Genomic DNA, 12,267 nt, shown 5'->3' on the forward strand with positions numbered 1-12,267 from the left:
AATGCAAACATTTGAGTTAGAGGGATTCGATTTTATTGAGCTAAATAAGCTGCTTAAAATCATGCAGTTAGTAGGTTCAGGGGGTGAGGCCAAGCAGTTTATCGATGAGGGCCTTGTTCAGGTAAACGGACAAGTAGAAAAACAGAGAAGAAAGAAGCTTCGTGTCGGTGACAAGGTAAGCTTCGAAGGCAATGAAGTTGAAATCAAGTGAGTTACCTGTTGAACTCTCCGATGTGCCATAGCACACCCGAAGGATCATAAACGAATCCTTCTTGTCCCCAGTCGAAGGAGGTAGGCTCAACGAGTTTGACGCCCTCGAACTTTTGGTCTAAATTTTTTCCTTTCAGTATTTCCCAATAGTCTGATAGATTGCTCACCTCTAGAAAAAGCATTGTATTCTCAATCCAGTCCTTTACATAGAAATCCTGTAGATAGAAGCCAAAATTCTCAATTGAGAAGTAGGACATCTTGGGAGAGGTGACGACTTCATCAAATCCCCATGCCTGGTAAAACGCCCTGGACTGTTGATAATCCTTTGCTCCAACAAACGCTCGTATTGATCCAATGGCAGGTTTCATACTGGTAAAAAAATGGTGACGATCAGTAATTTCGCTTACTTTTTTCGCAAATGTGAATTTTTCGCAAAAAGAATTACCCCAATGATTTTATGAGTACAGCCGCTAATAAAGCAGTAGCAAGTCAAATACTCTCCGAAATGACCCAACCGGCTGACCAGCAGGCCTGAAAATTAAAACCACCAGTCAATGCATCAATATCCAGAACTTCTCCGGCAAGGTAAAGGTTTGGAAATCGCTTACACTCGAAGGTTTCCAGGTTTACTTCTGACAGCTTTACTCCTCCGGCTGTCACAAACTCTTCTTTGAAGGTACTTTTACCATGCACTCGATATTTCCCTTGGATCAGCTCCTCTGTTAGTTTGTTGATATGCTTATTTGATAACTCTGCAAATGGAGTTTCAGCAGAAATATTGCAAAGACTTGTTATCCGTTCCCAAAAACGCTTGGGAATATCGAAGAGCGGATAGTTGACTACTTTCTTCTTGGGATTGGAGGCAATATATTGGCTCAAGTGTTTTTGGAAATCTGCTTGTTTCAAATCTCCGGTGAAGTTGATCATAACTTCAAATTCGTAGTTTTTTGCCTGGAGCTCGTAAGCTCCCCACGCCGATAACTTTAAGACAGCCGGACCGCTTAATCCCCAATGCGTAATAAGCAGTGGCCCTGTTTCCTCCAATTTGCTACCGACAACTTTCACCTTTGAATTGTCAAACGAAATGCCTTGAAGACCTTCTAGTCTTTCATCTTTGATATTGAAGGTGAATAATGAAGGAACGACATCTGTAATTTTTAAACCTGTTTGTTGGAGAACAGACCAAGTAGCCGGGGAAGACCCGGTAGCGACTATCACTTTGTCTGCCTCAAAAGTTTGAGTAGTAGTAATCACCTTCCATCGATCACCTTCTTGCTTCAATATATCCAGTGACTGATTGTGAATGATTTCTACATTTAATCGCTTGGATTCATTCAAAAAACAATCGATGATTGTTTGGGAAGAATCAGTAATTGGAAACATCCGTTTATCTGCTTCAGCTTTAGTTTGCACGCCTCGAGCAGCTAGCCAATCCACCATATCAGAAGTGGTGAATCTTTTAAATAGTTGATGTAATTTCTTAGAACCCCTGGGATAGTAATGGACTAGCTCAGAAGGCTTACTTCGTTCATTGGTAACATTACATCTTCCACCACCGGAAACCTTGACTTTACTCAAGAGCTTAGTGGTTTTTTCCAGGATGATAACCTGATAATTAGCGTGTTTTTTAGCGACATTGATCGCAGTAAAAAAACCAGCAGCTCCTCCTCCAATTACGATAATTTTCACTTTGCCAAGTAAATGAAAATGTAAGAGATTGAATCAATTCAATCATTTTTTATTGCGTCGAACCAATCACTTTACTTTCAGCGTTTACTCAGAGGTAAAAATAGAATGGCTTGAAAGATCGACTGCTTGTCTTGTGATTATCCCATGGAAAATTACTTCACCATAAGTATCAAATTGAATCTGAATTATTCATCTTTTAAGCACTTAGAAGGGTTGACGTGCGCGGCTCTCATTGCTTGAGAACTCACGGTCAACCAAGCAATCAATAATGAGATCGCAGCTGTTCCAATAAATATCCAGAAACTTAGCTCAATTTTGTATGCAAAGCTCTCTAACCATTGGTTCATAAAGTAATACGATACAGGAATAGCGAAGACAATTGAGATTCCAACCAACTTTGTAAAGTCTTTGGAAAGCATCATCACAATATTGGTCACCGAAGCACCAAGTACTTTTCGAATGCCAATCTCTTTCAAGCGACGCTCTGCTGTAAAAGTTGCCAACCCAAACAGCCCAAGACAAGAGATAAGAATGGCAAAGCCAGCAAAGTAGGAGGAGAGTGTTCCAATTCGTGATTCTGCTTCATATAGCTCCTGATAGCTCTGATCTAAAAATTCATATTCAAAGATGAAGCCCGGGCAGAATTCTTCGTAAAGTTCTTGCACCTTGGTCATGGCCTGTACTTCTTTTCCTGCTTCCAGCCGAGCAGCCACATTCCAGGTTTCGCCTAGCCAAAAGAATGCAGGTGACACTTCTGTGTGGATAGATTGGTAGTGAAAATCTTTCAATACCCCAATGATTTCCAAGTCATATTCATCCCACAGTTTGATATTCTCGCCGATCGCTTCTTCCGGGGAAAAGCCCATTACCTTAACCGCTGCTTCGTTCATGATAACTTTGGTACTATCTGATCCAAACTTGTTATCAAACCATCTTCCTGCAACAAGTTCCATTCCCATGGTTTGTTGGAACTCAAAGTCCGCCCGAATATTTTCGAACAGAATACGTTCTTCCGGTTGTTTGGTACGCCAATCCAAACCACTGGTGTTGTTCATCTGGTGCAATAAATTATGCGAAGTACCTGCAGCGGAAGCAACACCAGGAATCTTGCGAAGCTCTGTGAAAAAGGCCTCTCTCTTGTCTTGAATACTTCCCTCTTGTGAGAAGAAGACCACATTGTCTCTGTCGTATCCCAGGTTTTTGGTGAAGGCGTATTGCGTTTGCTTATGTATCACAATCACGCCCACGATTAGAATAATGGTAATGGTAAACTGAAAAATCACTAATCCTTTTCGCGCCCAGATTTCTCCTGCTGAGCTTTTGATTTCCCCTTTTAGTACTTTCACAGGATTGAAATGTGTGAGGTAAAGGGCAGGGTAACTACCCGCCAATAGTCCGGTAACAACTACAGTGATAGCAGAGAATAGTAACAATTCTGTAGTAAGCTCCAAGGCAATGTGTTTATCAGTGATCAAATTGAATTGAGGCAATAGCACGATAACAAGTAGATAAGCCAGGGTCATCGAAAAGAAAGTAATTAGCATGGATTCCCCTATAAATTGGCGGATCAGTGTTTGTCTATCTGCCCCGATTGCTTTCCGAACGCCAACTTCATGAGCACGCTTTGAAGCACGAGCCGTTGAGAGATTCATGAAGTTGATGCAAGCGATAATCAGAATAAATATTGCAATAATGGAGAACAACCTGACATACTCAATACGCCCACCATCTTGCACTCCATTAGTATAATTTCCATAGAGGTACTGTTCAGAATATTTCTTCAAAAACAACTCAATATTGCTGTCACCTTCAGTATTTTTTATTTTCACATAGTCGGCTATTTTTTTAGTAACCTCTTCAGGATCAGCACCTTTATTAAGCACAGCGTAAGTGTGAGGGCCATTGCTTCCCCAACTGGTGACCCATTCGTTTTGATCTTTATAATCTTCGAAGGATAGGACAAAATCAAAAACGTAAGTAGAGTTATCAGGAATGTTTTCAAATACTCCGGACACAATGAAATCCCGATCGTTCTCATAACGCAATGTTTTGCCCACAGCTTGCTCAACACTTCCGAAGAATTTCTCCGCCAAATCTCTTGACAAAACGATGGATGTTTTGTCTTTCAGTACATCATCAGCGATGCCTACCAGTAGCGGGTAAGTGAATATATTGAAATAATCTTCACCTACATGAAAGCCATATTCTTTAAAAGATTTATCCCCATCATAGGTTAATAGTGACTTCCCAATCCATGTAGTTGTCGCCGAGTATTGAATGTCTGGAAAATCGATTTTCAGACTCTCACCAAGTAGTCCAGGAGTGGAGTTTGTGGCAAACATTTCATTAGAATATGTCTGAAATTCCATAACGCGAAAGAGCCGATCATCCTTTTCATGAAATTTATTTACGCTCAATTCGTCTTGCACCCAGAGGTAAATAAAGAAGGCGCAAGTAAGGCCTGTAGTGAGTCCAATCAGGTTGACAGCAGATGAAACTTTATGTCGCAAAAAGTTACGTAAAGTGATTTTAAGGTAGTATTTGAACTTCATGGTAAGTGTGTTTAAGAGTAAAGACAGCTGTATTTCAAAAAGGATGCATTAACCTAATTAAATACCATAGTTTTTTCTAAGGGTTACAACTTCATGATGATTTTTTTCTAAAAAAGTTTTTGGAAGTTCAAAATCTTTGCATCAGTTTTGGCACATCTTTTCATAGATGAAGAGATAAAATTTATAAAGAAGCACGGAGAGACAGGCTCGTTGATGTGCTAGCAACCTGGTAACCAAACCAAGGTGCTAATTCCTGAACTTTTAAAGTGAATATAAATTATGAAGAAAGCACACAAACACATTCAGCGTATTCAATTACTCAATACACACGCACGATCTATGTGCTGTTGTTGCCGTTAATTATTTGATCCACGGGCCAAAAGTCTGTCCACACTTTCCCTTTTTCTAATTTCTTAATCCTTTTCAAAAATGAATTTTGAAACTCAAGCTATTCGTACGCAATTGCCGAACGCCGCTCATCAAGAACATTCAGCTCCGGTTTATCTCACAAGCTCATTCACCTTCGAAAACGCAGAGGAGGCCAGAGCTAAATTCAACGATGAAATTCCGGGCAACATCTACTCACGATATTCAAATCCCAACACCGACGAGTTTATTGAAAAGCTCTGTTTATTGGAAGGGGCAGATGATGGACTAGCCACCGCTACAGGTATGTCGGCGATGTTTACCAGTCTTGCCGGGTTACTTCAGCATGGTGATCATGTACTAGCATCTAGAGCGCTATTCGGATCGACGCATCAGCTTTTTACCAAAATACTTCCAAAATGGGGTATTGAGCACTCATACTTCAATATCCATCGGCCGGAAAAATGGGAAAGCTTAATTACGCCAAAGACTAGGATGATTTTCGTGGAAACCCCATCAAATCCGGGCTTGGACATTGTTGATCTGGAATACCTGGGACAGCTGGCAGAAAAACATAACCTCATCTTGAATGTGGACAATTGTTTTGCTACGCCATACCTACAAAATCCAATAGAGTGGGGTGCTCACCTGGTTACCCATTCAGCTACCAAATTCATAGATGGTCAAGGTCGAACACTTGGGGGAGCAATAGTAGGAAAGAAGGATCTCATTGAGAAGTTACGATTTTTTGCTAGACACACCGGTCCGAGTCTTTCTCCATTCAATGCATGGGTTTTGAGCAAGAGTTTGGAAACTCTGGCTGTGAGAATGGAAAAGCATTGCGAGAATGCGACCAAAATTGCATCATATCTGGAAGGACATGAAGAATTAGAATTGGTCAAATATCCATTTTTGGAAAGCCATCCGCAGCGTGAGCTAGCAAAAAAACAAATGAAACACGGTGGTGCAATTGTGACGTTCATTGTTAAAGGTGGATTAGAAAGAGGCGTAAAATTTCTGGATAATCTTCATATGTTGAGCCTAACACCCAATCTAGGTGATACACGGACTACAGTTACTCACCCTACAAGCACAACTCATAGCAAATTGACTGAAGAAGAAAGAGCTAGTGTAGGTATCGCACCAGGGCTAGTCAGAATTTCTGTTGGCTTAGAAAACATCAACGACATACTCAATGATATTGAACAAGCCTTGCAGGCAAGTAAGGTCAAAAAGATAAATCCAAGAATCGATAAAATAATGAACGCATGAACATAGTCAAGATGAAAGCAAAGGACAGTTGTTGCACCAATATGTGCATGTATTGGAAGGATACACATAAGCCATCAATAAAGAGGTATTTGTAAAATAAGATTAGCACAAATACAAACCCTGATGGCCTCCTGGACATCAGGGTTTTTTTATACCATCAAAAGAATAAAAATGTCAGTAACAATATCAAAAGATGCTCAACAAGACATAGATGAGCTAAATAGTAAAATAGATCGATTTCATTCTGGAGTCATTGAGGAGGAACGATTCAAGGCTTTCAGGCTCACACGAGGTGTGTATGGGCAGCGACAGCAAGGTGTACAGATGCTGCGAATTAAGCTTCCCTATGGTAAGGTAACGCCAGATCAACTACGTGTGATCGCGGATGTATCCGATGACTATACAAATGGCAATCTTCATTTAACCACCAGGCAAAACATACAACTGCACCACATACCACTTGATGACACACCTGAGATATGGAAACGATTGGAGCAGGTTGGAGTCACGCTTCGCGAATCTTGTGGAAACACGGTTCGCAACGTCACAGCATCGGCTCAAGCGGGGATAGACCCTCATGAGCCTTTCGACGTAACGCCGCATGCCGATGCAGTATTTAAGTACTTCCTGCGCAATCCGGTATGCCAGGATATGGGAAGAAAGATAAAGATCTCTTTTTCCTCCAGTGAGAAAGATGAGGCAATTTCTTATATCCATGATTTTGGTTTTATTCCGAAAATCAAAAGGAAGATTCGGGGATTTAAAGTACTTATTGGGGGCGGACTCGGAGCGCAAACCTTTTTTGGTCAGCAGGCCTTTGACTTTTTGCCTGAAGAAAAAGTAATTCCATTTATTGAAGCAGCATTACGGGTTTTTGATCGGCACGGTGAGCGAGAGAGACGTCATAAAGCCAGGTTAAAATACTTGGTCGATTCCAAGAAAGGGTTAGGGTTAGATACCTTTTTAAGGTTGGTGGATGAGGAATACAAGGCACTGCCTGAGCAAATTTATCCAATCTCATATACAGAAAATTCGGAACCTGTAAGAAAGAGGCCTTATTCAAATTACAAGGTGATGGATAGCGAAGCTTTCGAAAGATGGAGTCGAATCAATGTGATTAATCAAAAGCAAAAAGGCTTCTATGCTGTCAAAGTGAAAATTCCTCTTGGAAATATTTCTTCAACTATCGCCAGAAAGGTCGCTCTCATTGCGGAATCATACACATCAACAGATATTAGGCTCACAATCAATCAAGGACTTTTGTTGAGGTTCGTGAACAAAGAGAGTCTTGCTGCTCTTTACATGTCACTTCAAGAACTAGGTTTGGCTGCTGCTGGATTTGATACCTTGGCGGATGTTACTTCATGTCCCGGCACTGATACATGCGCCTTGGGAGTAACTAACAGCACCCGATTGGCAACCGAGCTTGAGAAAGTTGTTCGTGATGAATACCCTCACTTAATTGATGAGTCTCAAATTAAAATCAAAATCAGTGGCTGCATGAATTCCTGTGGTCAGCACATGATTGCCAATATTGGTTTTCACGGAAGTAGCATTAAAAAAGGAGATCTTATAGTCCCAGCCATGCAGGTAGTTGTTGGAGGTGGAATAGAGCCTGATCATCAAGGATATATCGCTGAGAAGGTGATTAAAATTCCTACGAGACGGATACCTGCTGCTTTGAGAATATTGCTTGACGACTATGAGTCTAATGCCGAAGAAACTGACTATTTCAATCAATACTTCCGAAGGGAGGGAAAGAAGTATTTCTACGATTTACTTAAACCACTAGCTGACTTAGCTGAAATCAAAGGCGAGGAGTTGATTGACTGGGGAAGTGAAAATGCATTTGTTCCTGAAGTAGGAGTAGGTGAATGCGCAGGAGTGGTCTTCGACCTGGTGGATACTATTTTGGAAGATGCCAAAGATCGGATCAATTGGGCGATAGAAGATTTTGATAAAAAGAAATGGGCAAACGCTATCTATCACAGCTACAATGCATTCATTATTGGAGCCAAGGCGCTGTTGCTGGATAATGGTATTGAATGCAATACACATCAAAAAATATTGGATGACTTTGAAGCTTCTTTTGGTGAAAACCCGAATTACCCTGTAGCCAAATCGTTTGGGAAAACAGTTTTGAAGATCAATCGATATGCTCCAAATACAGCTTTTGCCGAATCATATTTAGCTGATGCCAAAGCATTCATTGAAAGCATCCGCCTGGATCGAAGCTCAAGTTTGGATCCACAACAAAGGTTGGTAGTAAGTAACTATTATAAAGCCTAAGCCGATGAACGATCAAAAATTCACACTTGTAGGTGCAGGTCCCGGAGATCCGGATCTAATCACTGTTAAAGGTGTAAAGGCACTGGAGCAGGCCGATGTTGTGCTTTACGATGCGTTGGTATCTAAAGAGCTGCTTGGCTTTGCACCATGCGCCGAACACATATCCGTAGGTAAACGTGCGGGTAGGCCTAGTTTTTTACAGCAGGAAATAAACCAACTCATTGTTTCAAAGGCCTTGACTAATGGTCATGTAGTAAGACTTAAAGGAGGCGATCCTTTTGTCTTTGGAAGAGGCTTTGAAGAAATTCAGTTTGCTGAAAAATATGGAATCAAAACCGAGGTGGTCATAGGTATAAGCAGCATCATGCTCCCGGGCTTATATGGTATACCACTCACTTGCAGAGGTGTAAATCAAGGATTTTCTATCCTCACAGCCACCTCGGCAAACGGAACCATTTCTTCGGAAGTGAGCAAAGCTGCAAAGCATTCTTCAACTGCCTTGATATTTATGGGTTTGTCGAAGCTGGATGAGGTGGTTGCTCACTATCTAAATGAGGGCCGGGGGAATCTACCTGTAGCAATTATTAGCAATGGCTCGCATGCTAATGCTCAGGTGGTAGCTGGTACGGTGAGTTCAATACTTGATGAAGCCAGAGATCAAAAGCCAGCATCTCCCGCTCTCTTGATTTTTGGAGAAGGAGCTGCTCACGCTATGTTAAACAATCAGTTAAACCAAAAAGAGGAGGTGGTATGACAACTGGAAATTCGCTATTCCCGATTTTTTTAAAACTCGATCAGCTACATGTTCTTATAGTTGGCGGTGGAAATGTAGGGTTAGAAAAACTTGACGCATTGCTTCGAAACGATCATGAAGCAAAGGTCACCCTAGTAGCTCCCCGAATCAAACCTGACATATATCAACGTGAAAGCCTTTCAGATCAGATTAAGATTAAAAGGAGGAAGTTTATAAAAAGTGATTTGAAGCATGCTGATATGGTGATTTTGGCAACCAATGATCAATTACTGAACGCTAAAATAAGATCGCTTGCAAGGAAAAGACACCTACTTGTTAATGTTGCTGATACGCCGCATCTGTGTGATTTCTATTTGGGATCAACAGTGAAAAAAGGTGACCTTAAAATTGGAATAAGTACAAATGGAAAGTCACCAACGCTTGCTAAGCGATTAAAAGAGGTTTTTAATAATTCCATCCCGGATGAAACTGATGCTTTGCTACAAAATCTCCATGAAATCAGAGATCGGTTGAAAGGAGAATTTTCATATAAAGTGAAAGCATTAAACGGGATCACAAAGTCATTAATTGAACAAGATGAAATCTGATATTAAAAAACAATTAGCTCATCTCAATGAACGATATGAGTCAATAAGTCAACTTGATCGAATGAAGCGGCTTTTTTCAGATTTTGATCATGATCGGATTTTGGTTACTTCTTCGTTTGGTACTACCTCAGCAATCATCCTTCACATGATCAGCAAGGTAGCACCCAATCACCCTGTTTATTTGATCAATACTGGCTATTTATTTGAAGAAACATTGGAGTACAAAGAGGAAGTAAAGAAGCAACTGGATTTAAACATCATTGAGATTGGTGCGGCGGACAACAAGCATCGATTTACTCAAGAAAATCAAACATGGAAGTATCAAAATGATCTTTGCTGTTTTATCAATAAAGTAGATCCTACCAATCAGTTGAAGCATGGGAAGGATGTTTGGATCTCTGGCTTGTTGCGCTTTCAAAATGAAAACAGAAGGCATTTGAGAATCTTTGAGTCCCGAAATGAATTATTGAAATTTCATCCAATCATTGATATGACCGCATCTGAGGTAAGCTCCTATTCAACAATATATGAGCTTCCTCAAAATAAGCTTTACTATCAAGGCTTTGGCTCAGTAGGATGCACCCATTGTACGGAGAAGGGAGATCAACGTGAAGGCAGATGGCTTAATAAACAGAAGGTGGAATGTGGACTTCATGTGTAAGTAGAACACTATTTTGGCTTAAAATATTACTGGTTGAAGAATTAGTTTATCCCTTAATCATTGCTTCTAAGAGTTTCTGAACTGTTTCAGATTTTCCTATTGGTGCAATGAAACAGCACATAATGTTAATTGCAATGGCTAAATATGTTGCTGGATGTTTTAGTTTTTGATACTTCCAAGCGGCCAAAAGGATAAGTGCCACGATTATTGTCTGACTTAAATATACAGGGGTTATTATTTCAATATCCGGCCAGGAATCGAGATTAGCAAGTATCCAAACGTTTTGAACACCTCTACCAAGAGCGGGCATCATAATGATAAATACTGTTGAGATTAGCCACCATGCATGATCCTCTAATACTTTTCGTTTTAGGATACTCATGATAACAGCAAAGCCAAAGGCAAGGATCATTGGGATTTCTATGGCAGCTACTCCATAAAAAAAATACGGTTCAAACGGACCAAAACGCTCGGGAAATTCCATTGCCTTTTGTACAGTCTCGAGATCCCGGTGCATCATGCTTAATGCGGTAAGACATACGCCTCCGGCCAAGAACATCCCAATGATGCCGTTTGTGCGGTGCTTTTCCAGCTTCCCATGCGTCGCATAATAGGGTTGAATAATTAGGTATAAATACCAGATGGAACCTGTCCAATAATGAATGTGAACAGACCATGCATTATCGGTTAAATCACCCCAATAGTCCATAGCTATTCCTAGCTGCATCAGAACCATCGGGATGATCATCCATAAGTGAAGAGATTTGTATTTGTTCATTTGATTAGTGTTTAGCTGGTAGAATTGATCAAGCGGATTGTAGTTGTTTGATTTTGCGCTTTAGGCGGAAAGCAATGAATGTGGGGATCAGAGCGACTAGAAGACCAATTAAGAATCCCTTTACTGTAAATCTTATGGTCTGTCCGGTTTCAATATCATGTCTGTGATTCCAGAACTCTACAATTTTTCCATCCTGGATTCGGAAAACATTGATGATAGCAATGGGATCTTCTCCTAAAAGAACCTTTCCAAGAAGTGTTTTAGGCTCGTAATCCAGTATCCATCGTGTAGCAACCAAATCACCATCTGCAATCTGGTAGTCAAACTCAGGTTTCATGTCTCCATTTTCCCAGAAGAAGTCTGCAATGTTCTTTTGTTCAACTGCGGGCTCGGTCAAGCCTTTTCGTTCGAAAATGTCATGCACTACATATTCGTCAGCTACGTATTTATCGTAGTTGTCTGTGTTTTTAGTAAACCATAGATCCTGGTAAAAATCTCGCGCTATTTGTTTATTAATCTCTTCCTGAGATGTTTCTGGTTTTAACATCAATGTGTCTTGTTGCGCAGTTGCAACAGTGCTTAATAATATAGCTACAAGTGTGATTGTATTTTTCATGATATCTAATGCTTACTTAACCTGACCGGAAGCGACCTCTCGGTACATTTTCCACTCACCATCTTGGTCTTTTTTGAGTATGATAATGAAAGTGTCCTGCAGTTCTACTTGCTCACCTTTTGCATTGGTGTAGTATACCTTACTGGTTCCATAGTCATAGCCCATCGTATCGTTCAGAATCACCGTTTCTTTTGGATTAATAATCAGACTGTCATATGAAAAAGCACCACGTTCTTTTCCTAGCCTTCTCATTTCCCACCATCCTTCTGTGTCAGGTCCGGTGATCTCCATTTCAGACATAGCATAGTTGGCTAGATCTTGATAGCGTTTCTCTTTGATGGCGAGCATGAAACCATTTCGGGTTTCTTCTATTTTCGCTAATTCAGCTTTGAAATCAATGGTTGTTTCTTTTGGCAACTCCTGTCCATAGCAGGACATAAATAGCAAAGACAAGAAGAGTAACTTCAGGTATTTCATAATCCGCATTTCCGTA

The 12,267-nt window shown here is 40.6% G+C and carries 12 protein-coding genes and 1 riboswitch; of the genes, 6 read left to right on the forward strand and 6 right to left on the reverse strand.

All coding sequences use genetic code 11. The annotated features are described in order from the left end of the window. Window position 1: 1 nt before the first annotated feature. Complete coding sequence (locus tag ACL8WY_RS17340; RefSeq protein ID WP_436516022.1) at window positions 2-211, forward strand: RNA-binding S4 domain-containing protein; 210 nt, start codon at window positions 2-4, stop codon at window positions 209-211. A gap of 1 nt (window position 212) precedes the next feature. Here the strand turns inward: ACL8WY_RS17340 and ACL8WY_RS17345 are convergent, their stop codons facing one another. The 3 genes from ACL8WY_RS17345 to ACL8WY_RS17355 form a co-directional block, all read right to left on the reverse strand. Continuing rightward, window positions 213-578, reverse strand: a complete 366-nt coding sequence (locus ACL8WY_RS17345; RefSeq protein WP_436516023.1) for a glyoxalase — start codon at window positions 576-578, stop codon at window positions 213-215. Between the two features lie 121 nt (window positions 579-699). Continuing rightward, window positions 700-1,899: an NAD(P)/FAD-dependent oxidoreductase gene (locus ACL8WY_RS17350; protein WP_436516025.1), complete on the reverse strand. Its 1,200-nt coding sequence runs from the start codon at window positions 1,897-1,899 to the stop codon at window positions 700-702. 185 nt (window positions 1,900-2,084) lie between these two features. Continuing rightward, window positions 2,085-4,451 carry an ABC transporter permease gene (locus ACL8WY_RS17355; protein ID WP_436516026.1) on the reverse strand — a complete coding sequence of 789 codons (2,367 nt, stop codon included), beginning with the start codon at window positions 4,449-4,451 and terminating at the stop codon, window positions 2,085-2,087. A 178-nt stretch (window positions 4,452-4,629) separates the two neighbouring features. After that, window positions 4,630-4,730: riboswitch (SAM riboswitch) on the forward strand. A 150-nt stretch (window positions 4,731-4,880) separates the two neighbouring features. On the opposite strand from ACL8WY_RS17355, the gene ACL8WY_RS17360 reads away from it, so the two are divergent. The 5 genes from ACL8WY_RS17360 (at window position 4,881) to ACL8WY_RS17380 (ending at window position 10,380) form a co-directional block, all read left to right on the forward strand. Next, window positions 4,881-6,089 carry a trans-sulfuration enzyme family protein gene (locus ACL8WY_RS17360; RefSeq protein ID WP_436516027.1) on the forward strand — a complete coding sequence of 403 codons (1,209 nt, stop codon included), beginning with the start codon at window positions 4,881-4,883 and terminating at the stop codon, window positions 6,087-6,089. Window positions 6,090-6,260: 171 nt separating this feature from the next. Further along, window positions 6,261-8,378: a nitrite reductase gene (locus ACL8WY_RS17365; RefSeq protein ID WP_436516029.1), complete on the forward strand. Its 2,118-nt coding sequence runs from the start codon at window positions 6,261-6,263 to the stop codon at window positions 8,376-8,378. Between the two features lie 4 nt (window positions 8,379-8,382). Continuing rightward, window positions 8,383-9,132 (forward strand): uroporphyrinogen-III C-methyltransferase, encoded by a 750-nt coding sequence (gene cobA, locus ACL8WY_RS17370; RefSeq protein ID WP_436516030.1) that lies wholly within the window; start codon window positions 8,383-8,385, stop codon window positions 9,130-9,132. Next, window positions 9,129-9,719, forward strand: coding sequence for a precorrin-2 dehydrogenase/sirohydrochlorin ferrochelatase family protein (locus tag ACL8WY_RS17375; RefSeq protein ID WP_436516031.1), 591 nt, complete (start codon window positions 9,129-9,131; stop codon window positions 9,717-9,719). The genes cobA and ACL8WY_RS17375 overlap by 4 nt, the downstream gene beginning before the upstream one ends. Further along, window positions 9,709-10,380: a phosphoadenylyl-sulfate reductase gene (locus tag ACL8WY_RS17380; RefSeq protein WP_436516032.1), complete on the forward strand. Its 672-nt coding sequence runs from the start codon at window positions 9,709-9,711 to the stop codon at window positions 10,378-10,380. Before ACL8WY_RS17375 ends, ACL8WY_RS17380 begins: the two co-directional genes overlap by 11 nt. 46 nt (window positions 10,381-10,426) lie before the next feature. Here ACL8WY_RS17380 and ACL8WY_RS17385 read toward each other — a convergent pair whose 3' ends face one another. From ACL8WY_RS17385 to ACL8WY_RS17395, 3 genes are read right to left on the reverse strand one after another with little or no spacing between them, the layout of a single operon-like run. Continuing rightward, window positions 10,427-11,158 carry a hypothetical protein gene (locus ACL8WY_RS17385; protein ID WP_436516033.1) on the reverse strand — a complete coding sequence of 244 codons (732 nt, stop codon included), beginning with the start codon at window positions 11,156-11,158 and terminating at the stop codon, window positions 10,427-10,429. A gap of 28 nt (window positions 11,159-11,186) precedes the next feature. Next, entirely contained in the window at window positions 11,187-11,774 is a 588-nt protein-coding gene (locus ACL8WY_RS17390; RefSeq protein WP_436516034.1) for a nuclear transport factor 2 family protein, read from the reverse strand. A 12-nt stretch (window positions 11,775-11,786) separates the two neighbouring features. Beyond that, window positions 11,787-12,251: a hypothetical protein gene (locus tag ACL8WY_RS17395; protein ID WP_436516035.1), complete on the reverse strand. Its 465-nt coding sequence runs from the start codon at window positions 12,249-12,251 to the stop codon at window positions 11,787-11,789. Window positions 12,252-12,267: the final 16 nt, after the last annotated feature.

Origin of the sequence: Ekhidna algicida, from assembly GCF_051379705.1 — a bacterium.
GTDB lineage: Bacteria > Bacteroidota > Bacteroidia > Cytophagales > Cyclobacteriaceae > Ekhidna.

Bases quoted from the DNA above. Each gene is read 5' to 3' on its own strand.
- ACL8WY_RS17390 (WP_436516034.1), bottom strand. From the start codon at position 11,774: ATGAAAAATACAATCACACTTGTAGCTATATTATTAAGCACTGTTGCA.
- ACL8WY_RS17360 (WP_436516027.1), top strand. From the start codon at position 4,881: ATGAATTTTGAAACTCAAGCTATTCGTACGCAATTGCCGAACGCCGCT.
- ACL8WY_RS17355 (WP_436516026.1), bottom strand. From the start codon at position 4,451: ATGAAGTTCAAATACTACCTTAAAATCACTTTACGTAACTTTTTGCGA.
- cobA (WP_436516030.1), top strand. From the start codon at position 8,383: ATGAACGATCAAAAATTCACACTTGTAGGTGCAGGTCCCGGAGATCCG.
- ACL8WY_RS17375 (WP_436516031.1), top strand. From the start codon at position 9,129: ATGACAACTGGAAATTCGCTATTCCCGATTTTTTTAAAACTCGATCAG.
- ACL8WY_RS17340 (WP_436516022.1), top strand. From the start codon at position 2: ATGCAAACATTTGAGTTAGAGGGATTCGATTTTATTGAGCTAAATAAG.
- ACL8WY_RS17365 (WP_436516029.1), top strand. From the start codon at position 6,261: ATGTCAGTAACAATATCAAAAGATGCTCAACAAGACATAGATGAGCTA.
- ACL8WY_RS17345 (WP_436516023.1), bottom strand. From the start codon at position 578: ATGAAACCTGCCATTGGATCAATACGAGCGTTTGTTGGAGCAAAGGAT.
- ACL8WY_RS17385 (WP_436516033.1), bottom strand. From the start codon at position 11,158: ATGAACAAATACAAATCTCTTCACTTATGGATGATCATCCCGATGGTT.
- ACL8WY_RS17380 (WP_436516032.1), top strand. From the start codon at position 9,709: ATGAAATCTGATATTAAAAAACAATTAGCTCATCTCAATGAACGATAT.
- ACL8WY_RS17395 (WP_436516035.1), bottom strand. From the start codon at position 12,251: ATGAAATACCTGAAGTTACTCTTCTTGTCTTTGCTATTTATGTCCTGC.